This is a genomic window from Ruegeria halocynthiae, from assembly GCF_900106805.1.
In the GTDB taxonomy this organism is placed as follows: domain Bacteria; phylum Pseudomonadota; class Alphaproteobacteria; order Rhodobacterales; family Rhodobacteraceae; genus Ruegeria; species Ruegeria halocynthiae.
Genome location: NZ_FNNP01000004.1, coordinates 113,673 through 137,062, shown reverse-complemented (window position 1 = coordinate 137,062; position 23,390 = coordinate 113,673). Strand labels below are relative to the sequence as shown.

Sequence of the window (23,390 nt, the reverse complement as noted above, 5' to 3'; positions counted from 1 at the left end):
CATGGACTGTTATGATTGAAGTGTATCGCGCTGAGAGGAAATGGCAAAAGCAATGAGCGGACAAAAACCCGTGACCCCCTCGCCAGATGGTCTGGCAGCCTCGGTCAAAGCGGCCAAAACACAAGGTTTGCCGCCCGTTCACCTGTGGAATCCTCCGTTTTGCGGCGATCTGGACATCCGGATCGCAAAAGATGGCTCATGGAGTTATTTAGGGTCTCCCATCACCCGCATCGAGCTTGTGAAGCTATTTTCCTCAATTCTTAAGAAGGAAAAGGACAAGTACTTCCTGGTCACCCCAGTCGAAAAAGTGGGAATCACCGTTGAGGATGCGCCGTTTATTGCCGTTGATTTCAATCAGGACAGTGGGGGCGAAGCCCAGCGCCTGACCTTCACGACCAGAGTGGGCGACACAGCCATCGCTGGGCCTGATCATCCAATTCGCATTGTCTTTGATACAGAAACGGATGAACCATCGCCCTACATATTGATCCGCGCCAATCTCGAAGCGCGTATTGATCGCAAGAGCTTTTATCGACTGGTCGAGATCGGCACACATCACGATGGCTGGTTCGGTGTGTGGTCGGACGGTCAGTTTTTTCCGCTGATTTCGTCTGATGCACTGAAGGATTGAACTGGCCGCGGCTTGCGGTCTTGCGCCAGCACCACCGCCAGCGCCACAAGCCCAGCGCCCAGCGCGCGGGTCCAATTCCAATCCTCGCCCAGCGACATCATGATCACCATCACATAAAACGGCGCAATATTGATATGGAACGAGGCCAGTGCCACACCCAGCTTACCAACCGATGCAATGAAGAAAAACTGGCTCAACCCCAGTGAAAAAAGCGCATAGAACACCAACATTCCCATCTGAGCTGCATCCACCTGACGCGTGGGCATCACCTCCAGCCCCAGAAAACCTGCAACCGGCACCAGCACGGCTGCAGTCGACAATCCTCCGGCCAGCGTAATAGTGCTGCGGCCTAATTGGCTGAGCTCGGGGAAATCGCGCGCCGTTGCCATGCTGGCCCAACAGAAAAGCGCGGTCGACACTACCGCAAAGGCTGCGCCAAGACCCAGCTGCGCCGGGGCCACCGCACTGGTCGCGATCAGGCCGCCGATGATCGAGATCGCTATGCCCAATGCAAAATTCCACCGCAACCGCCGCGTCCCCGCCGCCAGTTCCAACAGCGTCGCAATCAACGGCGCGCAAGAGGCGATGATAGCAACGGTGATCGGATCGGTCAGTTTCTGCGCCACAAGGATCAGAAACATCCCCGTTCCGATGCCTAACCCACCCACGAACAGGGCATGACCCCAGCGAGCACGCAACACCCGTGCCGATCCATCAAGCAACACCCAGATCGGCACCATGACCAGCACCGCCAAACTCATGCGCGCCGCAAACAAGGCAATTGGGGGCCAACTCTGCAGCAGGACCTCGGCCGCTGGGAAACCTGCCGCCCATGTCAGCATGGATGCCACCGCCAACGTGTTGCCGGTGAAGGCGTTTTGCCGCCCATCGGATACAGCAAGGGTGTTCCCGCGCGCGGGGTCAGGGCTCATTGCCATTGTATTCAAACCTTCAGTTAACACGGCCCCCCTGCACCGAGGCGCCTCATACCCGAAAGGTCTCTGATTCGAGGCTCATGATCTGGCCGATTTTCGACAATCTGTCGTTTTCAGTCTCTTTCAACAAACCAGATCGACCGTTAAGCTCTGCGCGACAGGAGACTTGAACCCAATGCCTCGCTTTGCCGCCAATCTTTCGCTGCTGTTCAACGAGCTCCCTTATCTCGATCGGTTTCAAGCGGCTGCACAGGCCGGATTCAGTGCCGTCGAGGTTCTGTTTCCCTACGACATCGCCGCCAAAGAAACCCATCGTGCATTGCTGGCCAACGGGCTCGAACTGGCGCTGATCAACGCGCCACCCCCGAACTATACTGGGGGTGAACCGGGTTACGCCGCCGTCCCGGACTGCACGGCACGGTTTCAGTCCGATATCCGCCGTGTAATGCGTTACGCCGAAGTTCTGCGCCCTGGCCTGATCCACGTTATGGCCGGGTATGCCGAAGGGTCCGAAGCCCTGGACTGCTTTGTCCGGAACCTGCAATGGGCCGCTGATTTCGCACCCCATCAGCGCTTTACGATCGAGCCACTCAACCCGGTTTCGCAACCCGGATACTTCTTGAATGATTATGGTCTGGCAGCGGAAGTACTGGTTCAGGTGAACCGACCCAATCTCGGGCTGCAATATGACAGTTTTCACGCCCAGATGATCCATGGCGATGCTCTGTCGATCTGGTGCCGCTATCGCGACCGTATTGTTCATGCACAGATCGGCGCCGCACCGGATCGTTCCGAACCCGGGCGGGGCGATATCAACTTCCCGGCGCTGTTCGACGCTATGGATCACAGCGGTTACGCAGGCTGGGTTAGCGCCGAGTACACTCCCTCAACCTCACGAACCGAGGCTTCACTGCATTGGATGCGACAATAGGCTCTGTATCAGCGCTGGCATTCACATATAAATCGACGCACATGATTGACAGGCCAGACTGAGGACAACACCCGATGATACCAGCACGTTTTGCAAATGCTTTGTTCGCTCTGATCATGTCAGGCCTGATGTCGTGTGTCGTGACCGGAATTGCCACGGTCAAGGCAATCGGCGTCGGCCCTTCTACCTTTGGCGACTGGATGGCCTCATGGGCGTTTTGTTGGCCCATCGCGTTTGTTGTGATCCTGACACTGGGTCCGGCCGTGAAACGGATGATCGCGCGCCTGGTCAGGCCTCAGTCCTGACCCGCTGCGAAGAGGGCCCGCAGGGCATGATGAGCAGCGCCGCCCCTAATGCGCCTCGGCCCAGTTCGCCCCCTGCCCGGCATCCGCAACCAGCTTGATATCCAACTTTACGGCCGGATCCGCTGCCCCTTCCATTATGTCCCGTGCCACCCCAATCACCTGTTCCACAGAATCTTCGGCCACTTCGAACAGCAATTCGTCATGCACCTGAAGCAGCATCTTGGCGGATAGCCCATTGATCGCCTCGGGCATCCGCACCATGGCGCGCCTGATCACATCTGCCGCCGTCCCCTGTATTGGCGCGTTGATCGCCGCCCGGCGCGAGAACCCGGCATGAGGGCCTTTGGCGTTGATCTCAGGCGTGTGGATCTTGCGCCCAAACAGAGTCTGGACATAACCATTTTCCTTCGCAAAGGCGATTGTGTCGTCCATATAGCGCCGGATACCCGGGAAGCGTTCGAAATAGCGATCGATGAAGCCCTGCGCATCAGCCCGGGGGATGCGCAGATTACGCGCCAGACCAAAGCCTGAGATGCCGTAAATCACACCAAAGTTGATCGCCTTGGCCTGACGGCGGATATCCGGTGTCATCTCGTCCAGAGGCACATCGAACATCTCCGAGGCCGTCATGGCATGGATGTCCAGCCCATCGGCAAATGCCTGTTTCAGAGTCGGAATATCGGCAATATGGGCCAGTATCCGCAGCTCGATTTGACTATAGTCGAGGCTGACCAGCACATTGCCCGGCTCTGCAATAAATGCTTCGCGGATGCGGCGCCCTTCCTCGGTGCGCACCGGGATATTCTGCAGGTTCGGATCGGTCGACGCCAGACGCCCTGTATTCGCCCCGGTGATCGAATAGGACGTATGCACCCGCCCCGTATCCGGGTTAATATGCGTTTGCAGCGCGTCGGTGTAGGTCGACTTCAACTTGCTGAGTTGCCGCCAGTCCAACACCCGGCGCGGCAACTCGTGCTCGGTCGCGAGGTCTTCCAGAATGTCGGCACCGGTCGAATACTTCCCGGTTTTGCCTTTCTTGCCTCCCTCAAGCCCCATCTTCTCGAACAGGATTTCTCCCAACTGAGCCGGAGAGCCAACATTGAAATTCTCACCGGCCAATTCGTGGATTTCTGCCTCTAACCCAGCCATTTTCTGGGCAAAAGCGTTCGACATGCGCGACAGCACATCGCGGTCGACCTTGATACCGTGCATCTCCATCTCGGCCAGAACCGGGACCAGCGGACGTTCGAGCGTCTCATAAACTGTCGTTACCTGAACCTGATGCAGCTGCGGTTTGAAAAGCTTCCACAGGCGCAGCGTAATATCTGCATCCTCAGCCGCATAAGCCGTGGCCTCGTCAATCGGCACCTTGTCGAAGGTGATCGCCGACTTACCTGACCCCAACAGGGGTTTGATCGGGATTGGCGTGTGGCTGAGATAGCGTTCAGAAAGTGTATCCATGCCATGCCCATGCTCGCCACCATGCATCGCATAGGACATCAGCATGGTGTCATCGATGGGGGCAACGTCGACGCCATAGCGCCTGAATATCTTTGCATCATATTTCATGTTCTGCCCGATCTTCAGGATCGACGGGTCCTCTAGCATCGGCTTCAGCAGGTTTAGAGCCTCATCCAGAGGCATCTGTCCCTCGGCCAGCGCATCTGAGCCGAACAGATCGTCCGTCGCGCTCTCGCGGTGCGTCAGCGGAATATAACAAGCCTCACCCGGCTCAACGCAAAGTGAAATGCCGACCAGATTGGCAATCATTTCATTTAGGCCGGTGGTTTCGGTATCCACTGCGACCCAACCCCGCTCATAAGTCTGGTCGATCCATTTCTGCAAAGCCGCTGCGTAGCGCACGCACTCGTATTTCGATGCATCGAACGGAATCGCCTCAGCCTCGGGTTCGTCAGCGGGCGCAGGAGCGTCCGCGATTACCGGAGCCTCGGCCCCCAGTTTGTCAGCAATCCTCTTGGTAAGCGTACGGAACTCCATCTCGGCCAGAAAACTCAGCAGTGTGTCCGGTTCAGGATCTTTCACCTCTAGATCATCCAGCGTGAAATCCAGCGGCGTTTCCTCATCGAGTTGAACCAGTTTCTTGGACAGTTCAATCTGATCACGCTTGTCAATCAATGTCTGGCGGCGCTTGGGCTGCTTGATCTCTTCGGCGCGGTCCAGAAGGGTTTCCAGATCGCCATATTCATTGATCAACAATGCCGCAGTCTTGACCCCGATTCCCGGAGCCCCCGGTACGTTATCCACGCTGTCCCCGGCCAAAGCCTGCACGTCCACAACACGCTCTGGCCCGACGCCGAATTTCTCGATCACCCCATCCCGGTCGATGCGCTTGTTCTTCATCGCATCGAGCATCTCGACGCCGCCGCCAACCAGTTGCATAAGATCCTTGTCCGAGCTCACGATGGTCACACGCCCCCCGGCCTCGCGGGCTTGAACAGCCAGGGTCGCAATAATGTCGTCGGCCTCGTAACCCTCAAGCTCTTTGCAGGCGATATTGAACGCCTTCGTCGCCTCGCGCGTCAAAGGCATCTGTGGGCGCAAATCCTCAGGCATCGCTTCGCGGTTGGCCTTGTAAAGATCATAGAGGTCGTTGCGGAACGTATGAGACCCCTTGTCGAAGATCACCGCCACATGCGTAGGCGCGTCCGGCCCCGCGTTATCTTCAACATACTTCTGCAACATGTTGCAAAAACCCGAGACCGCCCCGATCGGCAACCCGTCCGATTTCCGCGTCAACGGCGGCAGCGCGTGATAGGCGCGGAAGATAAAGGCCGATCCATCAATGAGATGCAGATGGCAGCCTTTTCCGAATTGGGTCGTGGTCATTTGAGGCTCCTGCGCTGGGTTGCGGCAAGTTGTACAGAACGGCTGGAAAAAAGACGAGGCCAGTCAACATTCAATTAGTCCGCTCTTTCGGGTGTTTTCCGAATTCACGTCCTAGCTATTCGAAAACGCACGCTGGTCCGCATTCCACGTCAAACCCGCTTTTTGCGCAATCAATGAGAACTGTTTGTTTAGCGAACGATCATTCAAACGACGGGACAGGCTGCGCAATGGGATCAGGTTACGCTCCCCATATCCATCAATCAGGAAACAGGCCGGTCCAGCGCCCCTTGTCCCATAGACGATATTCGAGCTTTTGACGTCACGCGCAACGATATGCAGGTCAAACATTTGTCCAACGAATACATTCAGCGCATCCAACGCCGGATCGTCCAATCCGTTGCGGCAAACTTCATAAAGCTTAGGCGCAAGACCACCATCCAGACCGGCAATGCGTTCTACAACCACGCCAGCCCCGCGACTGGTCTGGACCACGCCCAACATTCTGGACAGGGGTGAGTGCTCAATATTTGTCCCAAGCTTCAGTGATACGCGAAGCTCACATTCCAGTTCTTTCAGGGTGCTGCGATATTGCGCTTCGGGGAACAGCTTCCACGCAAGACGCTTACCAAATCTGTGAGAGACGCGATCTCCGGACCGGGTAAAGACTTTGATCAGAAGGTCAGGTTGGCCGGGAAAGTCATAGACACTGCGCACAGTCCCGTTGGCGATTGGTTGGCCGTCAGAGAGGTCAATCGTTTTGGCTGTGAACAGCATCGTCTATCCTCGCCAGCACCGACTGCCTGCCGCCCTGACTGTCCTCAAGTGTCTTGGCTCGAGACCGCCGCGTCGCGCAGCACATACTTGCAATCGCAATAGGGGCACTCGACCCAACCGGTGTCTTCGGGGATCTGCAACCAGACACGCGGATGCCCCAGCGCACCCTCGCCGCCATCGCAGGCGACGCGGGATTTGTCGACAATCTTGGTTTCAGGCGCTTCAAGTGGCACGGCTGGCGATCCTTCTTTGGTTGTCGGCCTCGCGGGCATGTATTAGGTGCGTTTATGAGCGATGAGCAATCCGGGGGCAAGGGCCACATGGCCGATGCGGCAATCACGATCAAAGCACTGCGCAAGACCTATCGCGGCGGCAAGGGCCAGCCCGAGAAACAGGCGCTGAAAGGTATCGATCTGGTTGTGCCGCAGGGCTCGGTGTTCGGCCTGCTTGGCCCGAACGGTGCCGGTAAATCGACACTAATCAACATTCTGGCGGGTTTGGTTGTCAAAACCTCGGGCAGTGTCTCGATCTGGGGTTTCGATCAGGATCGGAACCCACGACAATCACGTGCGGCCATTGGCGTGATGCCACAGGAATTGAACCTTGATCCGTTCTTTTCCCCGCGTGGCGCATTGGAGGTTCAGGCAGGGCTGTATGGCGTTCCCAAGTCAGATCGGCGGAGTGACGAGATCCTCGACCTCGTTGGCCTTGGCGACAAAGCCGAAGCCTACGCGCGCACACTTTCGGGTGGGATGCGGCGGCGTTTGCTGCTGGCCAAGGCACTGGTGCACCATCCCAAGATTTTGGTGCTGGACGAACCCACCGCAGGCGTAGACATCGAACTGCGGCAGATGCTGTGGGCCAATGTGCGCAAGTTGAACGAACAGGGTATGACCATCATTCTCACCACGCATTATCTGGAAGAAGCGCAGGAAATGTGTGACGAGATCGCCATCATCAATCACGGTGAAAAGATCGCGCAGGACAGCACGGCCAATCTGCTGGGCCGCATGGATAGCCGGACCATGGTGATCGTGCCGGATAGCCCCATTCAAACTCTGCCGAAGGCGGAAAACGTCTCTGCGGTACAACGTGAAAACGGCGATCTTGTGCTGCAGTATCACAGCAACCAAACCACAGCCGAGCAGGTGTTGGAAGCGGTGCGTCAGGCCGGTATCCGCATTCAAGATGTACGCACCGAAGAGGCCGATCTGGAAGATGTGTTCCTGGCGCTGACTTCCAGCCGTGCGGATGACCCGATGCCCGATACCCCGGATCAACCGCATCGCGGGATGCATCGAGTCAAGCTTTAGGCGCGATCAATCCGTGAATGATAGCAGTTGTTCAGCGCTGATCGGATGTGGATATAGGCCACATTCGGGCGGATAAATATGTTCGCGACCGCTTCCGTCAACTGCGCTTGGGGCGCTATGATGCCGGTTCCATAAACAATCCGATTGTCCGATCCATAGCCTTTGATAAGGTAGTTCGCCGAGTCGGTCAGCGTCTCGGGCACCCCATCTTTATCCTCATAGCGCGCACAAGGTTCGGCACACAGAAAGATCGGGCCGGTTTCCGCATAGGGTTGAGTTTCCGGAAAGGGCCGGTGCGCCAAAACCAGCATCTCTTTGCCCGCCGGAATATATTTCAGGCAATGGCGACAGGGGTTTCCCCCGCCGTCAGATATCGCCCGTTCAGGTGGATTTCCATATCCGTCGGGCGCACCCATCCGATAGGTCTGAACCTGTTCGGTCGGCAAAGCTGAAATTTTGTGCATGATGTATCTCCTTGTTTTTGAGAGATCATGACAATCGCTTACCGCGCATTCGACCCGTTTCCTGCGCATTGCAAAATCTACAACTCTGATCACCAAGGGATGTTAGCGGTAAAATTAGGGCTACCCGTTGCATCAATTTGGGTCTAAGCAGGTCAAAACACCCCAGATCCAACCATGATTGAGGCTTTTATCATGAGCGCTCAGAATTCCGCCCTTCGTGGGCTAACCTTTGCGTTCTTGGGCTTTGCTGTCTTTGCCACCCATGATGTGTTGATCAAGGTGCTGGGTGGCACTTACTCGGTGCTGCAGATCATATTCTTTGCCACGCTGTTTTCGTTTGTTCCTATGGCAGTGACCATTTTGGCTGACCGAACCACAGGCAATTTCGTGCCGCGCCACCCATGGCTGGTGTTGCTGCGATCAGCGTTGATGGTCACTGCGATGTCCTGCGCATTCTATGCCTTCTCTGTCCTGCCCCTGGCCGAGGTGTATTCGCTGCTATTTTCCTTCCCGCTGATCGTCACCGTCCTTTCGATCCCGATTCTGGGTGAAGTAGTCCGCGCTCAGAGATGGGCTGCAGTAGGCGTCGGCCTGATCGGTGTCCTGATCGTCCTGCGCCCCGGTGCGACGGATATAACGCTCGGGCATCTTGCCGCTCTGACAGCAGCGTTTTGCAGCGCGTTCGCCTCGGTTCTGGTCCGCAAGATCGGGAACGAAGAGCGTTCGGCCGTCCTGATCCTCTATCCGATGCTATTGGCCATTGTCGTCATGAGCATCGCACAGCCGGCAGTCTATCAACCACCCTCTCTGCTGCACCTGACGATGATGGCAGCGGTGGGCGTACTCTCAGTGATCGCGCAACACCTGATCATCCTCGCCTACCGCGCCGCCCCCGCAGGTGTCGTTGCCCCCAGCCAATACAGTCAGATCATCTGGGCCACGATTTTCGGCGTGCTATTCTTTGGCGAGCACCCGGATATCTGGGTCGCGGTAGGTGCAAGTATCATCATTGCCTCAGGCGTCTTCGTGGTTTGGCGTGAGAGCCGGTCGAACACAACTTCGGCGAATACCCCAGTTTTACGGGTTAGATCACCCCGGTCGGACACCGGAGCGACACGACCGGGAGAATAAGAAAACGGCGCACCGGGAAGTGCGCCGTTACCAGCTTGTTCAATCAGATTTGAGCCTTAGTAAACCACAACTGACCGAATGCTTTCGCCCTTATGCATCAGGTCAAACCCATGGTTGATGTCATCCAGACCCATGGTGTGGGTGATCATTGGGTCGATCTCAATCTTCCCGTCCATGTACCAATCGACGATTTTCGGGACGTCGGTCCGACCACGCGCACCACCAAATGCGGTGCCGCGCCATGAGCGGCCTGTGACCAGCTGGAAGGGGCGGGTCGAAATTTCAGCACCCGCAGGTGCCACGCCGATGATGATCGATTCACCCCAGCCTTTATGCGCCGACTCAAGAGCTGTGCGCATCACACCAACATTGCCGGTGGCGTCAAAGGTGTAATCCGCGCCGCCTTTGGTCAGGTTGACCAGATAGGGGACAAGATCGCCCTCAACTTCGGATGGGTTGACGAAATCGGTCATGCCGAACCTGGTGGCCATTTCGACCTTCGATGGGTTCAGGTCGACACCAACGATCTGATCTGCCCCAGCTAGGCGCAGACCCTGAATGACGTTCAGGCCAATGCCACCCAGACCAAACACGATGGCACGGCTGCCGATTTCCACCTTGGCGGTATTGATCACCGCGCCGATGCCGGTGGTCACTCCGCAGCCGATATAGCAGATTTTGTCAAAGGGTGCGTCCTCACGCACTTTGGCCAGCGCGATTTCAGGCAAAACCGTGTGGTTCGCGAAGGTCGAACAGCCCATGTAGTGCAGGATCGGATCGCCATCCAGCGTCGAAAAACGCGAGGTTCCGTCCGGCATCAGGCCCCGACCTTGGGTTTCGCGGATTGCCTGACACAGGTTGGTCTTGGGATGCAGACAATATTCACACTCGCGGCATTCGGGTGTGTAGAGTGGGATCACGTGATCGCCGGGTTTCAGGCTGGTGACACCGGGGCCGACGTCAACCACAACGCCTGCGCCTTCGTGGCCCAGAATGGCGGGAAACAGGCCTTCGGGATCGGCGCCCGACAGCGTGAATTCATCGGTGTGACAGATGCCTGTCGCCTTGATTTCGACCAGAACCTCGCCCGCTTTGGGGCCTTCAAGGTTCACGTCCATCACTTCCAAAGGTTTGCCTGCCTGAACGGCAACGGCTGCACGGGTTCGCATAGTGCATATCTCCCTGTCTGTTTTGCCCGACCCTGCGTCAAATACAGGGTTTTTTCAACTGCGCTTTCATGACAGGTTGGCTAAATATTTGATATTTCAGAAACGACATCACCAGAAAGCCCTGCGCCAATGTTCCGTTTTTTACCGATCCTGATCCTATTAGCTGCTTGTTCTGAAGATCCTGCCCCGCAAAACACCACGACTGCAGCGGAAGATGCGCCTGTCGATCTAGCCTTCTGTAAGGGTGAGCCGTTTGCGGACGCGATTGGCCAACCGGTCTCTAATATGCGAGCCGAGCTGCCCGAACGGTCGCGTGTATTGGGTCCGGATGATATTGCCACTCAGGATTATCGTATCGACCGGTTGAATGTTTATGTAAATGACGCGGGCATAATTCAGAGACTAACCTGCGGATAAGGTTACTTCCCTCGGTAAACTAAAATGTCGGGTAAATAATCGATCAGGCGCATAACCCAAGAAAACGGGGCCGGGAAATCCGTGCGGAAACGGCGACGGGACATGGCTCGAACCACCCGATCAGCAGCGTCTTCGGGCGCCATCAACATGGGCATGTTGAAACTGTTCTTGTCGGTCAAACGGGTTTTGATGAAGCCGGGATTGACGATCCGAACAGTGACGCCAGTACCCGACAGATCATGCCGCATCGTTTCGGCCAGCGAGATCAAAGCGGCCTTACTAGACCCATATGAAATTGCATTGGGCAAACCGTGATATCCGGCCAATGATCCAATCAGGGTTATATCTCCGCGCCCTTCATGAATGAGAGCAGGCACCGTTTCACCAAGCACACGTATAGCGCCCGAGTAATTGACGTCACAGATAGCCAGAGCGGATTCGGTGTTCCAATCGGCCGTATTGATCGGGTCATAGGTGCCCGCATTATAGACCAACCCATCGAATGCGCCGACCTCGGCCACAGCGCGGCGGACAGCATTCAGATCAGTCACATCAAATGGGACAGCACGGGCGTTGGGCAACTTGTAACACATTTCAGCCAGCCGGGCCGCATTGCGCGCTGACAGGATCAAATGCGCGCCTCGACGGCTCAACGCTTCGGCCAGCGCCCGGCCCAGCCCTTCGCTGGCACCGATGATCCAATAGGTCTTTCCGTCAAAACTGCTCATAACCGGCCTTAGTGCTGCTGTTGAGACCATTACGGCCCGCTGGCTTCACTGGATCACACCCGACCTTCGAAGCAAACAGCAGGCGGCCAGACTTCTCGACATAGTGTGTTCGCAAAAAACTTGTAATTCGATTGATCCAATAGACCATTCCCTGCGTATCCTATTGTAAAAGCCGAATAACGAGGATGGAATGTTCGACGAAACCCGGGGCGTACGTAAGAAAATCGCAGTAATCGGCGCAGGCATTTCAGGTCTCTCTGCGGCTTATTACCTTTCTGAAGATCACGATATCACGGTGTTCGAGGCCGAGCCCAGGCTGGGTGGCCACGCCCGCACGGTGATGGCGGGGCGCAAAGGCGATCAGCCGGTCGATACCGGGTTCATCGTGTTCAACTACGTCACCTACCCCTATCTGACCCGGCTATTTGACGAATTGAACGTACCAGTCACGAAAAGCGAGATGAGCTTTGGTGCAACCATCGACAATGGCCGCATCGAATACGGTCTGAACAACCTGCGCACTCTGACCGCGCAGAAACGCAATCTGGCCCGCCCGGCCTATTACAAGATGATCGCCGACATCCTGCGCTTTGGCAAAGAGGCCCCCGAGGCCGCGCAGGATGATGACACCACCATCGGAGAGCTGGTGGATCAGCTCCGCCTTGGCCATTGGTTCCGGCACAATTACCTGATGCCCATGTGCGGCGCGATCTGGTCAACGCCGGTGGAGTTTGTCGATCAATTCCCCGCCCGATCACTCGTTCATTTCTTCCGCAATCACGCGCTGCTGGCCTCTGGCCGCGCCAATCAACATCAATGGTACACCGTGAAAGGTGGCAGCATCGAATATGTCCGACGGATCGAAGCCGCGTTGCGTGCGCGGGGCTCTGACATCCGCCTCGGCTCACCCGTGCAGCGGATCGAACGGCATGACTTGGGCGTTACTGTCCACGCGGGTGGTGAGGCCAAACTGTTTGACGAGATCATTCTGGCCACCCATTCCGACCAGTCCCTTGCCATTCTGGGCGAAGCGGCGACCGGGGCTGAAAAAGCCGCGCTTGGTGCGATCAGGTATCAACCGAACAAAGCCATCCTTCACTGCGATCCTGGCCAGATGCCACGGCGACGCGCCTGTTGGTCCAGTTGGACCTACCGGTCACAAAACGGCAATGTTGGGGTCACATACTGGATGAACCGGCTTCAGAACATCCCTGACAGCGATCCGCTATTTGTGACGCTGAACGCCGCATCTGACATTCCCGCGGATAAAATCTACGACGAGGTTGAATTCGCCCATCCGATTTTCGACAAAGCAGCCCTGCGCGCCCAAGGACAGATCCGTGAAATGCAGGGGCAGAATCGAACCTGGTTTGCCGGGGCTTACAACCGGCACGGCTTTCACGAAGACGGGATTGCCAGTGCAATGCACTTGGTTGAGCGCATCACCAGCGCCCCGCAGATTATCGGAGCTGACAATGGCATTTCTGAGAAAGAGCCGGCCGTTCCTACCTCGGCCCAATTTCGCGGCGATATTGGTGTCGTTGATGCTGTTCGCCCCCGGAGGACTTTCAGCCTCGCCTGTTTTTGGTGCGTTTAACGATGCCGAGCTGCGCGGCACAGCAACCTTCCGCTATTTAGGCTTTCCCATTTATGATGCGCAACTGTTTACCCAAGGCGGCACGCCCCTGAACTGGAGCCAGGATTTCGGTCTCGAGCTGCGCTATCGCCGAAATATATCCAAGAAGGCTCTGGTGAACTCGACACTGGACGAAATGAAGCGGATTGGGCGAGCCGCGCCTGTGCGCAATCAGCTTGAGGTCTGTTTCGGCGCAGTCAGCAAGGGTGATCGTTATCTTGCGATCTCACAGGGGCCGGACAAAGTAGCATTCTGGCTGAACGGGCAGAAAGTCTGCACCATGTCTTATCCGGGTATCAAACGCAGCTTCATGTCGATCTTTCTGGGTGACAATACCCGGTCGGCGGCATTTACACGGTCATTGCGAGGCAACTGATGCTGTATCCCCGTGTCAGCCTCTATGCGCTGATGCTTGCTGCGGCGGGTATCCCGCTATACATCCATCTGCCACGCTTTGCTGCCGTGAACCTCGGCATTGGGCTAGGTGTGATCGGCACTATTCTGCTGGTGATTCGACTAGTCGATCTGGTGCAGGACCCGTTGATCGGCTGGGCGATTGACCGCTGGCCCGGTGGGCAGACTTTGTTCGCCGCCTCCGCCGCGCTAGGTCTGTCGATCGGGTTTCCTTTGCTGTTTACCTTGCCGGTAGGGGCTGAAATATCAGTATTAGTGTCTATTCTGATCTTATTATTCTCGGCCTACAGCCTCGGGACGATCCTGCTCTATGGCCGCAGCGCGACGCTGGCCAAGCAGGTCAATCCGAAAGAGTTGATGACTTTGGCGGCCTTCCGAGAAGGTGGGCAGCTGACTGGTGTGATAATCGCCGCTGCAGCACCTGCCCTGTTTGTAACCCTTGGCGCTGGCGCGCAGGGATATCCGGCTTTTGGGCTGTTCCTCGGTATTCTGGCCTTGGTGACATTGGTCGTGACTTTGCCAATGTGGAGACGCACCCCAATCACCGGTCAAGGGCTGTCCTTCGATGGGCTTGGACAGGCCGGAGCGCTGCGTCTGCTCACGCTGGCGCTAGTCAACAGCCTGCCCGTGGCGATCACCTCGACCTTGTTTCTGTTCTTTGTCGAAGACCGGCTGCAACTAGCGGGCAAGGCCGGCCCACTGCTGATCCTGTTCTTCCTCAGTGCGGGGCTCAGCGTGCCGATCTGGGCACGGCTTAGCAATCGGATTGGCCCAAAACAGACTCTGATAATTGCCATGCCGCTGGCCATTCTTGGCTTTATCGGGGCAGCCCTTCTTGCGCCTGGAAATTTAACTGGGTTCGCTATCATCTGCTTCGCTTCGGGTGCGGCGCTTGGGGCGGATATGGTAGTTCTGCCCGCCATGTTTTCGGTCGTTCTGACTCGGGCTGGGCTAAACGCATCTGCCGCGTTTGGCATCTGGTCCTTCGCGGGCAAGCTGGGGCTCGCTTTGGCCGCTTTCATCACACTGCCGCTGCTGGAACGCAGCGGCTTCACCCCCGGACAGACCAATTCAGCTGAGGCTTTGAACACACTCACCCTCGCCTATGCAATGCTGCCCTGCATCCTGAAACTCGGAGCGTTTGGTTTGGTCCTGACACTCCCGACAGAGGTCTCTGCCAAATGAAAACGCTCCTGATTTGTCTGCTCACCATCTTTGCGCTTTTCGCCCTGAAGAACCGTTTCCTCGGCTTCCGGTCTCAATCGCCCTCCGACTACGGCGGCACCGGGCCTGAGTTCTCGCTGAAGAACCATCTGAACGGCAAGATCCTCTCAGAGGGGCTGATCTATGGCCCGAATGGCAAGATGGCGAACAGCTTTGTCGCAAGCATGGTGGGTGAATGGAACGGGAATACCGGCACCTTGTCCGAGTATTTCACCTATTCCAACGGCAAACAGATGTCCCGCAAATGGTATCTGACGCTGGGCACCGGGAACACGTTTATCGCAACCGCAGATGACATTGTGGGCGAAGGCAAGGGCGTGATCTCAGGCGCGACCGTAAAACTGAATTATCGGATCATCCTGCCAGAAGACGCGGGCGGACATACGCTGAATGTGACCGATTGGATGTATCTGACCGAGAACGGGGCAATCATGAATCGATCCGAGATGCGCAAATTCGGGATCAAAGTGGCCGAACTGGTCGCTACTATGCGCCCGGCGCCCGAGGTAAAGTCGGCCGATCTGCATGGTGCAAATGGTCACGATACAGACTCTGACCTGAGGGTTTTGCAGTGATCGCCCGCCACCGCCTTGTTACGGTCGTCGCTATTTTGGGGCTAGCAATGCTGGCCGCCTGCTCGGCTAAACCGCGTGTGCCGAAGACCTTCTTGTCAGATCGCCAGTTGAATCTAGAAGAGTTCTTTGAAGGCAAGACCGTCGCCTATGGCCAGTTTCAGGATGTACTGGGCAACGTGCCACGCCGCTTCTCGGTCGACATTGATGGCACCTGGGACGGTGAGACACTGACGCTTGTTGAGGATTTCGTTTATGATGACGGCGCGACCGAGCAGCGGGTCTGGACCCTGACCAAGACAGGCGAAGACAGCTGGACCGGCTCCGCACCTGGCGTGTTGGGCATAGCAAACGGTGTTGAACGAGGTGATACGTTCAATTGGAAGTACAAGATCGACCTGCCCATCAAGGACGGCACCATGCGCGTCACTTTCGACGACTGGATGTGGCTGTTGTCAGATGACCGGCTGCTGAACCGGGCCTATGTCTCACGCTATGGCGTTAGGTTGGGTGAGGTCATTTTATTTTTTGAGAAAAATAGTCACCCCGCCAGCTTCACCAGCGGGGTGCATTTGGATCAGACGGTTCCGCCCAAGCTTCCTTCCAGTGCAACCATCTCCTGTCCGCCGGCCATTAGGTCCTGCAGCTCTTCCGGGGTGATCTGTCCGCGCTGCGCCGTACCCAGCGTCTGGCCCCGGTTCAGAACCGTGAACCGATCCCCTACCGCCAGCGCGTGTCGGACGTTGTGGGTGATGAAGACAACCGCAATGCCCTGCTTGCGCACCTTGTCGATGGTGGCCAGCACGTTGGCTGTTTGGCGCACACCAAGGGCTGAGGTCGGCTCATCCAAGATCAGCACCTTGGCCCCGAAATGCACAGCACGCGCAATGGCGACCGTTTGGCGCTCACCGCCCGATAACGTGCCAACCGCCTGATCGGGTCCGCGCAGGTTGATGCCCATCTTCTTCATTTCTTCCATCGTGATCTTGTTGGCATAATCATGATCGAAAAGCTGGATAGGCCCGACTTTCTTAACAGGCTCATTACCCATGAAGAAATTACGAGAGACCGACATCAGCGGGATCATCGCCAGATGCTGATGCACGGTTGCGATCCCGGCTTCGATTGCATCACGCGGATCCGCGAAATGCATCGGTTTACCTTCGAACAGAATCTCACCATGAGTGGGTTGATGAACACCCGACATGGTTTTGATAAAGGTTGATTTGCCAGCGCCGTTGTCGCCAAGAAGACAGTGACACTCGCCCGGGAAAACATCTACGGACACGCCTGCCAACGCGATCACGCTGCCAAAGTGCTTTTCGATGTTTTTCATCTGGATGATGGGTGCATGTTCGGGATTCATATCAACGCTCCCCTGTGATGATGCGGCGGATATAGGTGTTGAGGATCACAGCGCCCAAAAGGATCACACCCAGGAACACCCGGAACAGTGAGCTTTCGACACCTGCAAAGAACAGGCCCTGCTGTACCACGCCAAAGATCAACGCGCCCAGCGCAGCCCCCAGAACCGAGCCATATCCTCCGGTTAGAAGCGCACCACCAATGACAACCGCGATGATCGCCTCGAATTCCTTCAACAAGCCACGGTCGGCCCCGGCGGAACCAAACTCCATAACTTGACAGACCGCGAATACAGTGGCGCAGAAGGCGGTGAACATGAACATCAGGATCTTAACCCTGCTCACAGGGACACCCGAATTTCGGGCAGCCTCGGCATCACCGCCAGACGCAAAAATCCAGTTGCCGAACTTGGTTTTGGTCAGCAGCACATGACCAAAGATAACCAGCGCAATGGCCCAGACGATCAGCATCGGGATACCATCGACAACAGGCTGACCCTGGCGCGTACCGCGTTCGAACACCGCGATAACTCCTGCATCACCTAACCAACTGAACAGTCCCTGAAGTACCTTGCCCCCAAAGATTGGCGCCAGCCAGTCGCCTTCAGCCACGTCTTTTACGCCACCGATGATCGTTTTGCGTTCGATGACCTGCGGCAGAAAGATCGTGAATCCCCGCAAAATGAACAAAAAGGCCAATGTCACGATAAAGCTGGGCAGCCCCGTGCGAACCACGATCCAGCCATTCAATGCGCCAATCGCAACGGCCATCGCAAAGGTGACGATAATGGCCATCCAGACCGGCCAGGCCAGCGTGACCGAGAATATTGCGATCATCATGCCAGAGAAACCGATCATCGATCCGACAGACAGGTCAAACTCACCCGCGATCATCAAAAGGCACGCCCCGACCGCGATAATCATGAATTGAGCCGATACAACCGACCAGTTCATCATGCCCTGTGCGTTGAACATTCCGCTGTCGAAAGCAAAGAGCAGGAAAAAGGTGAACACGGCAACCGTGCCGACCATTCCGCCAAGTTCCGGTCGGATCATCGCCTTGCGCAGCGGAGAAATCTCTTTGATCCGTTCGTCGGTTACAGCCGAGTTTTGAGCAGACTCGCTCATTAGAACGCCCCTCCGAGTTAAGCAGTGAATTTGCGTTTGAAAGTCAGGGCGGGCACCCCGTGCTCAGGGTGCCCGCGCTGCAAGAATTAGCGGTACTCGCCAGCAAATTCTTCGATTTTTGTCAGACCGTCAGCGGTTACAAATCCGGGGCCCGAGTTGATGTTGTTGCCGGGCAGAACACCATAGCGGTGGTAGTTGGTCATAACAACAACCGGCAGGTAGGCCTGCAGGAAGGGCTGTTGATCGATGCCCCACTGGATCACGCCGGATTTGATGCCTTTGACGATTTCGCCACCCAGATCGAATGTGCCGAAATAGATGTCACCGGCCATGCCATTTTCTTCGAGTGCCAGAATGGTCGGGTCAGCAGATGTTGGGCCCAATGTCAGAACCGCTTGGGTATCCGGGTTCGCCGACAAATAGGCCAGGACGCGGTTCTTGATTTCGGCGGGGTCCTGACCGGCGTCAATCATCTGATCACCCAGTTCGATCCCCAAACCATCCGCGAAACCCTGGCATCGCTCTTGGCTGGAAGGCTGTACGATATAGTGGTTCACGCACAGGAACGAGCCGATTCCGTCACCTTTGGCCCGTACACCCGCAGCGTATCCCGCATCATATTCGGGCTGACCGACATACATCAGCGCCCCAACTTCGCGCGCCTGATCCGGGGTCCCGGTGTTCATGATGATCACGTCAATACCCGAATCCACGGCCGATTTGATCGGACCGCTCAGCACGTCATAGTCGGCCAGCGTCGTGATGATCCCGTTTGGACCCGAGGCAGCCGCCTGATCTATGATCCGCGCCATATCGGCAAGATCGCCTGTGGGCGGGTTGCGATACTCAACCTCGACACCCATCTGATCGCCTGCCAGCGCGATGCCGTTCTTGATGGTATTCCACCAGCTATCGCTATCTGGTGCGTGGCTAACCAGAATATATTTCTCACCCTCTGCCGCAGCGCTCGTGGCTGCGATCAGCGGCGACGCTGCGACGACAGCGGCCAGCGCCAGCTTCTTCGTCAGTGAAGTCATAATGTCCTCCCAAAACACATCGTTTTCCCGGAACGAGGTTTTTCTCCGAACCTCTCCGACTCGATTTAGAGCATATCTGATATCTTTTTGCAACCGGTTGCAAAACATCTCGGAAGTGTTTCATACTGTATCTGCCAGAGAATACGGGTAATAGGACTGCTAAACACTTAGAAAGGTCAGACGGAATATGGCTGTCACATTGAAAGAGGTTGCAGAACGCGCGGGGGTATCCCGGTCCGCAGTGTCGCGCACTTTCACGGATGGGGCCTCGGTTTCTGACAAAATGCGCCGCAAGGTCGAAAAGGCCGCGCGAGAGCTTGGATACAGCCCTAACGCGCTGGCATCATCGCTGACGACAGGGCGGACCAAACTCATTGGGCTGGTGTCGAACAACTTTCACAACCCTATTTTTCTGGAAGTTTTCGACCTTTTCACCCGGGGACTGCAAGACCGGGGTCTGCGCCCGTTGCTGGTGAACCTGACAGATGAGGTAGACCCGGAAAACTCGGTCCGGATGCTGCGTCAGTATTCGGTTGATGGCGTAGTGGTGGCGTCTTCGACTTTGCCGCCGGGTTTTGCCAAAGCTTTTCGCGATGCAGGGGTGCCGGTGGTTCACAGTTTTGGCCGGTCCTCTTCGTCGCCACAGGTGCATGTGGTGGGGATCGACAACGTGGAATGCGGACGCATGGCGGCGCGTGAACTGGTTACACGCGGGTATGACAAGGTGGCCTTCCTTGGCGGCCCCGAGGCCGCCACATCAACGCAGGATCGCCATGCGGGTTTTATGTCGGAAATGGAGCAGCACCCACATATCGGGGTGAACTGCTCGTTTGCCGATGCATATTCGTTCGATGCAGGTCGCCGGGAAATGCTGCGATTGCTGCAATCTAAACGGGCCGATGCCTATTTCTGCGGAGATGACGTGTTGTCCATCGGGGTTTTGTCCGCAATTCTGGACAGCGGCCTGAACGTGCCCGAAGATATCGGCATAATCGGCCTGAATGACATGGAAATGGCGCGGTGGGAGAATATCGATCTCACCACCATTCACCAGCCGATCCGCCAGATCGTCAGTTCGTCGATCGAATTGATGGTGGCAACGCTGAACGAACCCGACCGATACCCTGAGGCTCGGATTTTCCCATGCTCGGTTGTGGAACGGGGCACGTTGCGCCCCGTCGCTTAAAGTTAACGGAACATCGGCGGCCGCGCATCCATCCATGCGCTGCCCCGTTTTGCAGATTCGACCGCAGTGTGCACCGCCGCCATCGACCGCACGCCGTCTGCGGCATTGGGCAGCCCGTCGCGGGTTTCACCTGTAATCGCATCTGCCAGATCGCAATAGATATTGGCAACCGCCAGAGGGAACCCTTCGGGATGCGCAATGGCAACACGGCTGAGGCGCTGCGCTTCTTCGTGCAAACCGCCTTCACCCTTCTCGATGATCTGCACGCGCCCACCAACGGGTGTATATATCAATTGGTTCGGCTGCTCTGACGCCCAGCGCAGACCACCGGTTTCTCCGAACACCTGAATATCGAACCCATGCTGGCGACCGATGGCCACCGAGGACGTCCAGAGCCGACCGACCGCGCCTTTTTGAGTCCGAAAATTGACCATTGCATCATCTTCCAACTCACGGCTGCCGATGGTTGATGCGAAATCTGCTGACAGGGTTTCAACCTCGTCATCGGCAATGAACCCGGCCATGTGCATTGCATGAATACCACAATCCGCGAACTGCCCGGAGACGCCCGCCATCGCAGGATCATAACGCCAGCGCACGCGTGGATTGTCGGCATCTGTCGCATCGCCGTGATGGCCGTGACTGAAATTGGTGACGACCAAGCGAACCTTGCCTAATTCACCTGCGCGTACCATTGCCCGGGCCTGCCGCACCATCGGGTAGGCCGAATAGCAATAGTTTACCGCGCAAATCTTCCCGGATTTCTCGGCGACTTTGACGATCTCTTCGCCCTCTTCCACGGTCATGGTCATGGGCTTTTCGCACAGCACGTTAAAGCCTGCCTCAAGGAAGGCCTTAGTAATCTCGAAATGTGTCGCGTTTGGTGTCGCCACCGTGACCAGATCTATCCGGTCGTCGCGACCACGCTCACCGGCCAACATCTCGGTCCAATCGCCATAGGCACGGTCCGCCGCGATGCCCAACCGTTGCGCATACTCGCGACCGGCATCAGGCCTGTGATCCAGCGCTCCGGCGGTGAATTCGAAGTGCCCGTCCGCCAGCGCGCCCAGACGGTGCGCCGGTCCGATCTGGCTGCCTTCGCCGCCACCGATCATGCCCCATTTCAGCTTGGTCATGGTCTGGCCTCCTCAATTGAAACCAATGGATTCAAGGTATTCGCGATTCTTCCGCGCATCGCCTACAGGATCGGGATCAAGCGTTGGGTCGCAATCCTGCTCAACCGTACACCAACCGGTGAAGCCTGCATCCAGAAGCACCTGACGGACCGACGGGAAGTCCACGTCGCCTTCACCCAGATTGCAGAAAATCCCCTGCCCGCAGGCATCGTAGAAACCTGTCCGATTGGCGATGACATCCGCCTTCACCGTCGGTGAGATGTCCTTGAAGTGCATATACGAGATCCGGTCAACGTAACGCTGCATGAAGCCAACCGGATCGAACCCTGCATAAGAGTGATGCCCGGTATCGAAGCAGATTTTCAGCAGGTTTTCATCAACCTCTTCCAGCAGACGGATAAGTTCAGGTTCAAAGTCCATGAAACCTGCCGCATGGGCGTGCATGCCCACCGTCAGCCCATATTCCTCGGACCCGATGCGTGCGCTTTCGGTGATCCGGTCGCGATAGGCCGTCCACTCGACCTTATCCATCTGTTCTGCCTCATCAGCGCGGCCAGCTGTGGGTGCGCGACGGGGTGAGATTGCATCGATCAGCACCAGATGCTGCGCCCCATGTGCTTTCAATGCGCGCGCGGTGCGATGAGTGGCATCGAGCACATCTTCCCACGCATCCGGGTCGTGATAGTTGCGGAACACCACACCACCGATCAGTTCCAGATCATGCTCGGTCAGCGCATCGGCCAGAACCGCAGGGTCCTCGGGCATGAACCCCACCGGGCCCAATTCGATACCCTTATACCCCGCCTCGGCACAATCGCTGAGGACGGTTTTCCAATGCGGATTGCGCGGATCCTGCGCAAATTCCACGCCCCAGGAACAGGGCGCATTGCCAATTCTGATGCTCATCTTGTCTTGTCTCCGATGCTCAGAAATCTTCGATGTTTTTCCAATTTTCATCCTCCGACGACGACAGCGCCGCAGCAACGATCCGGTTGACCTCGTGCCCGTCGCGGAAGGTCGGCCAAACCGGTTTTCCAGTTTCGATCGCGCGCAGGAAATCCCGCGCTTCGATGATAATCTGATCCTGATAGCCCGTGCCATGGCCGGGGCCTTGGCAAAACGGCTCATAATCGGGATGCGCCGGGCCGGTCAGGATTTTGCGAAATCCACGCTCGGCCTCAGGCCCATCCATGCGGTAAAGCCACAGGGCGTTCTGATCTTCCTGATCAAAGCGGATCGCGCCTTTGGTTCCGCTGATCTCATACGCGTAACCCATCTTGCGCCCGGTCGCGATGCGGCTGAAATACATTGATCCCATCGCCCCGTTTGCAAAGCGCACCATCATCTGGGCGTGATCATCATTGTCCACCTCACCACCCGGACGGCTTTTGTGAACCGTTTCAACCTCGGCCATCACGCGCGTGATAGGCCCGATCAACGCCAGCGCGGCATTGATCATATGCGGCGCCAGATCACCCATTGTCCCGTTGGACATTCCCGTCGTGCGCCAGGTCGCGGGGGCCTGTGGATCAGCATAGAAGTCTTCCGTGTGTTCGCCCCGAAACCATGTGATATCGCCGATCTCTCCTTCGGCGATCAACCGGCGGGCGTGTTGGCTGGCGGGCGTGCGAATATAGTTGAAACCAACCATATTCGGCAGACCTGATTCCGACGCTGCGGCCACCATGGTGGCACCATCTTCCATCGACGCCCCCAAGGGCTTTTCGCACAAAACTGGCTTGCCCAGCGCAAAGGCCGCCAGTGCGATCTCGCGATGCGTTTCCTGAGGCGTGGCGATCACGATGGCCTCGACCCTCGGGTCATTCACCAGCACACGCCAATCATCAGTCGAACGGGCGAAACCATAGGCCTGACGGTATCGATCAGCGCTTTCCGGTGAGGACGCGCACACCATCTCTAACCGCGGGCGCAAGGCAGTGTTGAACACCGCCCCGACCGAGGACATGGCGACCGCATGGGCCTTGCCCATATATCCGCCGCCCAGAATGCCAATACCGATTTCTGCCATTCCGACGCCCTCCTCCGCT

Annotated in this window: 24 protein-coding genes and 1 pseudogene; 12 read left to right on the top strand and 13 right to left on the bottom strand. The window is 56.9% G+C overall.

The genetic code is table 11. The features are described 5' to 3' along the window. Positions 1-52 precede the first annotated feature (52 nt). Positions 53-631: a DUF1285 domain-containing protein gene (locus tag BLU89_RS12975; protein ID WP_245709759.1), complete on the top strand. Its 579-nt coding sequence runs from the start codon at positions 53-55 to the stop codon at positions 629-631. On the opposite strand, the gene BLU89_RS12970 is transcribed toward BLU89_RS12975, so the two are convergent. Beyond that, positions 589-1,569: a DMT family transporter gene (locus tag BLU89_RS12970; protein WP_143030578.1), complete on the bottom strand. Its 981-nt coding sequence runs from the start codon at positions 1,567-1,569 to the stop codon at positions 589-591. The two genes, BLU89_RS12975 and BLU89_RS12970, sit on opposite strands and share 43 nt — an antisense overlap. 172 nt (positions 1,570-1,741) lie before the next feature. On the opposite strand from BLU89_RS12970, the gene BLU89_RS12965 reads away from it, so the two are divergent. Further along, positions 1,742-2,497: a hydroxypyruvate isomerase family protein gene (locus tag BLU89_RS12965; protein WP_074737259.1), complete on the top strand. Its 756-nt coding sequence runs from the start codon at positions 1,742-1,744 to the stop codon at positions 2,495-2,497. 74 nt (positions 2,498-2,571) lie between these two features. Further along, positions 2,572-2,802 carry a DUF2798 domain-containing protein gene (locus BLU89_RS12960; RefSeq protein ID WP_074737258.1) on the top strand — a complete coding sequence of 77 codons (231 nt, stop codon included), beginning with the start codon at positions 2,572-2,574 and terminating at the stop codon, positions 2,800-2,802. Positions 2,803-2,847: 45 nt separating this feature from the next. Here the strand turns inward: BLU89_RS12960 and polA are convergent, their stop codons facing one another. From polA to BLU89_RS12945, 3 genes are all read right to left on the bottom strand, one after another. Continuing rightward, entirely contained in the window at positions 2,848-5,649 is a 2,802-nt protein-coding gene (polA, locus tag BLU89_RS12955; protein WP_074737257.1) for a DNA polymerase I, read from the bottom strand. Positions 5,650-5,760: 111 nt separating this feature from the next. Next, positions 5,761-6,423: a YrbL family protein gene (locus BLU89_RS12950; RefSeq protein WP_074737256.1), complete on the bottom strand. Its 663-nt coding sequence runs from the start codon at positions 6,421-6,423 to the stop codon at positions 5,761-5,763. 44 nt (positions 6,424-6,467) lie between these two features. Beyond that, the gene (locus BLU89_RS12945) at positions 6,468-6,656 is read right to left on the bottom strand and encodes a zinc-finger domain-containing protein (protein ID WP_074737388.1); all 189 of its coding nucleotides are present in this window, start codon (positions 6,654-6,656) and stop codon (positions 6,468-6,470) included. Between the two features lie 87 nt (positions 6,657-6,743). Here BLU89_RS12945 and BLU89_RS12940 point away from each other — a divergent pair, with 87 nt between their 5' ends. Beyond that, positions 6,744-7,736 (top strand): ABC transporter ATP-binding protein, encoded by a 993-nt coding sequence (locus tag BLU89_RS12940; RefSeq protein WP_074737255.1) that lies wholly within the window; start codon positions 6,744-6,746, stop codon positions 7,734-7,736. On the opposite strand, the gene BLU89_RS12935 is transcribed toward BLU89_RS12940, so the two are convergent. Continuing rightward, the gene (locus BLU89_RS12935) at positions 7,733-8,200 is read right to left on the bottom strand and encodes a DUF1203 domain-containing protein (protein WP_074737254.1); all 468 of its coding nucleotides are present in this window, start codon (positions 8,198-8,200) and stop codon (positions 7,733-7,735) included. The genes BLU89_RS12940 and BLU89_RS12935 overlap by 4 nt on opposite strands. A 192-nt stretch (positions 8,201-8,392) precedes the next feature. Here BLU89_RS12935 and BLU89_RS12930 point away from each other — a divergent pair, with 192 nt between their 5' ends. Continuing rightward, entirely contained in the window at positions 8,393-9,331 is a 939-nt protein-coding gene (locus tag BLU89_RS12930) for a DMT family transporter (protein WP_074737387.1), read from the top strand. 56 nt (positions 9,332-9,387) lie between these two features. On the opposite strand, the gene BLU89_RS12925 is transcribed toward BLU89_RS12930, so the two are convergent. Further along, positions 9,388-10,500: an S-(hydroxymethyl)glutathione dehydrogenase/class III alcohol dehydrogenase gene (locus BLU89_RS12925; RefSeq protein WP_074737253.1), complete on the bottom strand. Its 1,113-nt coding sequence runs from the start codon at positions 10,498-10,500 to the stop codon at positions 9,388-9,390. Between the two features lie 129 nt (positions 10,501-10,629). Here BLU89_RS12925 and BLU89_RS12920 point away from each other — a divergent pair, with 129 nt between their 5' ends. Beyond that, on the top strand, positions 10,630-10,917 hold the full coding sequence (locus tag BLU89_RS12920) for an I78 family peptidase inhibitor (RefSeq protein WP_074737252.1): 288 nt from the start codon (positions 10,630-10,632) through the stop codon (positions 10,915-10,917). A gap of 2 nt (positions 10,918-10,919) precedes the next feature. Here BLU89_RS12920 and BLU89_RS12915 read toward each other — a convergent pair whose 3' ends face one another. Continuing rightward, positions 10,920-11,645 (bottom strand): SDR family NAD(P)-dependent oxidoreductase, encoded by a 726-nt coding sequence (locus BLU89_RS12915; protein ID WP_074737251.1) that lies wholly within the window; start codon positions 11,643-11,645, stop codon positions 10,920-10,922. Positions 11,646-11,835: 190 nt separating this feature from the next. Between BLU89_RS12915 and BLU89_RS12910 the strand changes: the two genes are divergently transcribed. The 5 genes and pseudogenes from BLU89_RS12910 to BLU89_RS12890 all read left to right on the top strand — a co-directional run. After that, complete coding sequence (locus BLU89_RS12910; RefSeq protein ID WP_245709758.1) at positions 11,836-13,242, top strand: NAD(P)/FAD-dependent oxidoreductase; 1,407 nt, start codon at positions 11,836-11,838, stop codon at positions 13,240-13,242. Next, a complete protein-coding gene (locus BLU89_RS12905) occupies positions 13,190-13,657 on the top strand; it encodes a hypothetical protein (protein WP_245709757.1) in 468 nt (155 codons plus the stop codon). The genes BLU89_RS12910 and BLU89_RS12905 overlap by 53 nt, the downstream gene beginning before the upstream one ends. Beyond that, entirely contained in the window at positions 13,657-14,880 is a 1,224-nt protein-coding gene (locus BLU89_RS12900; protein WP_074737249.1) for an MFS transporter, read from the top strand. Before BLU89_RS12905 ends, BLU89_RS12900 begins: the two co-directional genes overlap by 1 nt. After that, positions 14,877-15,494: a DUF3833 domain-containing protein gene (locus BLU89_RS12895; protein ID WP_074737248.1), complete on the top strand. Its 618-nt coding sequence runs from the start codon at positions 14,877-14,879 to the stop codon at positions 15,492-15,494. Before BLU89_RS12900 ends, BLU89_RS12895 begins: the two co-directional genes overlap by 4 nt. 47 nt (positions 15,495-15,541) lie before the next feature. Beyond that, a pseudogene (locus BLU89_RS12890) lies at positions 15,542-16,027 on the top strand (DUF3833 domain-containing protein); the annotation flags it as partial. 41 nt (positions 16,028-16,068) lie between these two features. On the opposite strand, the gene BLU89_RS12885 reads toward BLU89_RS12890, so the two are convergent. The 3 genes from BLU89_RS12885 to BLU89_RS12875 form a co-directional block, all read right to left on the bottom strand. Then, positions 16,069-16,857: an ATP-binding cassette domain-containing protein gene (locus BLU89_RS12885; protein ID WP_074737247.1), complete on the bottom strand. Its 789-nt coding sequence runs from the start codon at positions 16,855-16,857 to the stop codon at positions 16,069-16,071. Between the two features lies 1 nt (position 16,858). Next, positions 16,859-17,983, bottom strand: a complete 1,125-nt coding sequence (locus BLU89_RS12880; protein ID WP_074737246.1) for an ABC transporter permease — start codon at positions 17,981-17,983, stop codon at positions 16,859-16,861. 86 nt (positions 17,984-18,069) lie between these two features. Continuing rightward, positions 18,070-19,020, bottom strand: a complete 951-nt coding sequence (locus BLU89_RS12875) for a sugar ABC transporter substrate-binding protein (protein ID WP_074737386.1) — start codon at positions 19,018-19,020, stop codon at positions 18,070-18,072. Positions 19,021-19,207: 187 nt separating this feature from the next. Here BLU89_RS12875 and BLU89_RS12870 point away from each other — a divergent pair, with 187 nt between their 5' ends. Then, positions 19,208-20,206, top strand: coding sequence for a LacI family DNA-binding transcriptional regulator (locus BLU89_RS12870; protein WP_074737245.1), 999 nt, complete (start codon positions 19,208-19,210; stop codon positions 20,204-20,206). Positions 20,207-20,208: 2 nt separating this feature from the next. On the opposite strand, the gene BLU89_RS12865 is transcribed toward BLU89_RS12870, so the two are convergent. From BLU89_RS12865 to BLU89_RS12855, 3 genes are read right to left on the bottom strand one after another with little or no spacing between them, the layout of a single operon-like run. Beyond that, positions 20,209-21,342: a Gfo/Idh/MocA family protein gene (locus BLU89_RS12865; RefSeq protein WP_074737244.1), complete on the bottom strand. Its 1,134-nt coding sequence runs from the start codon at positions 21,340-21,342 to the stop codon at positions 20,209-20,211. A gap of 12 nt (positions 21,343-21,354) precedes the next feature. Beyond that, a complete protein-coding gene (locus tag BLU89_RS12860; RefSeq protein ID WP_074737243.1) occupies positions 21,355-22,248 on the bottom strand; it encodes a TIM barrel protein in 894 nt (297 codons plus the stop codon). A 19-nt stretch (positions 22,249-22,267) separates the two neighbouring features. Next, complete coding sequence (locus BLU89_RS12855; RefSeq protein ID WP_074737242.1) at positions 22,268-23,371, bottom strand: Gfo/Idh/MocA family protein; 1,104 nt, start codon at positions 23,369-23,371, stop codon at positions 22,268-22,270. Positions 23,372-23,390: the final 19 nt, after the last annotated feature.

What these genes read in the sequence shown, in the direction of transcription:
- BLU89_RS12870 (WP_074737245.1), top strand. Translation starts at nt 19,208, where the DNA reads ATGGCTGTCACATTGAAAGAGGTTGCAGAACGCGCGGGGGTATCCCGG.
- BLU89_RS12900 (WP_074737249.1), top strand. Translation starts at nt 13,657, where the DNA reads ATGCTGTATCCCCGTGTCAGCCTCTATGCGCTGATGCTTGCTGCGGCG.
- BLU89_RS12925 (WP_074737253.1), bottom strand. Translation starts at nt 10,500, where the DNA reads ATGCGAACCCGTGCAGCCGTTGCCGTTCAGGCAGGCAAACCTTTGGAA.
- BLU89_RS12920 (WP_074737252.1), top strand. Translation starts at nt 10,630, where the DNA reads ATGTTCCGTTTTTTACCGATCCTGATCCTATTAGCTGCTTGTTCTGAA.
- BLU89_RS12875 (WP_074737386.1), bottom strand. Translation starts at nt 19,020, where the DNA reads ATGACTTCACTGACGAAGAAGCTGGCGCTGGCCGCTGTCGTCGCAGCG.
- BLU89_RS12970 (WP_143030578.1), bottom strand. Translation starts at nt 1,569, where the DNA reads ATGGCAATGAGCCCTGACCCCGCGCGCGGGAACACCCTTGCTGTATCC.
- BLU89_RS12880 (WP_074737246.1), bottom strand. Translation starts at nt 17,983, where the DNA reads ATGAGCGAGTCTGCTCAAAACTCGGCTGTAACCGACGAACGGATCAAA.
- BLU89_RS12865 (WP_074737244.1), bottom strand. Translation starts at nt 21,342, where the DNA reads ATGACCAAGCTGAAATGGGGCATGATCGGTGGCGGCGAAGGCAGCCAG.
- BLU89_RS12915 (WP_074737251.1), bottom strand. Translation starts at nt 11,645, where the DNA reads ATGAGCAGTTTTGACGGAAAGACCTATTGGATCATCGGTGCCAGCGAA.
- BLU89_RS12855 (WP_074737242.1), bottom strand. Translation starts at nt 23,371, where the DNA reads ATGGCAGAAATCGGTATTGGCATTCTGGGCGGCGGATATATGGGCAAG.
- BLU89_RS12960 (WP_074737258.1), top strand. Translation starts at nt 2,572, where the DNA reads ATGATACCAGCACGTTTTGCAAATGCTTTGTTCGCTCTGATCATGTCA.
- BLU89_RS12950 (WP_074737256.1), bottom strand. Translation starts at nt 6,423, where the DNA reads ATGCTGTTCACAGCCAAAACGATTGACCTCTCTGACGGCCAACCAATC.
- BLU89_RS12905 (WP_245709757.1), top strand. Translation starts at nt 13,190, where the DNA reads ATGCTGTTCGCCCCCGGAGGACTTTCAGCCTCGCCTGTTTTTGGTGCG.
- BLU89_RS12910 (WP_245709758.1), top strand. Translation starts at nt 11,836, where the DNA reads ATGTTCGACGAAACCCGGGGCGTACGTAAGAAAATCGCAGTAATCGGC.
- BLU89_RS12885 (WP_074737247.1), bottom strand. Translation starts at nt 16,857, where the DNA reads ATGAATCCCGAACATGCACCCATCATCCAGATGAAAAACATCGAAAAG.
- polA (WP_074737257.1), bottom strand. Translation starts at nt 5,649, where the DNA reads ATGACCACGACCCAATTCGGAAAAGGCTGCCATCTGCATCTCATTGAT.
- BLU89_RS12965 (WP_074737259.1), top strand. Translation starts at nt 1,742, where the DNA reads ATGCCTCGCTTTGCCGCCAATCTTTCGCTGCTGTTCAACGAGCTCCCT.
- BLU89_RS12940 (WP_074737255.1), top strand. Translation starts at nt 6,744, where the DNA reads ATGGCCGATGCGGCAATCACGATCAAAGCACTGCGCAAGACCTATCGC.
- BLU89_RS12895 (WP_074737248.1), top strand. Translation starts at nt 14,877, where the DNA reads ATGAAAACGCTCCTGATTTGTCTGCTCACCATCTTTGCGCTTTTCGCC.
- BLU89_RS12935 (WP_074737254.1), bottom strand. Translation starts at nt 8,200, where the DNA reads ATGCACAAAATTTCAGCTTTGCCGACCGAACAGGTTCAGACCTATCGG.
- BLU89_RS12930 (WP_074737387.1), top strand. Translation starts at nt 8,393, where the DNA reads ATGAGCGCTCAGAATTCCGCCCTTCGTGGGCTAACCTTTGCGTTCTTG.
- BLU89_RS12860 (WP_074737243.1), bottom strand. Translation starts at nt 22,248, where the DNA reads ATGAGCATCAGAATTGGCAATGCGCCCTGTTCCTGGGGCGTGGAATTT.
- BLU89_RS12975 (WP_245709759.1), top strand. Translation starts at nt 53, where the DNA reads ATGAGCGGACAAAAACCCGTGACCCCCTCGCCAGATGGTCTGGCAGCC.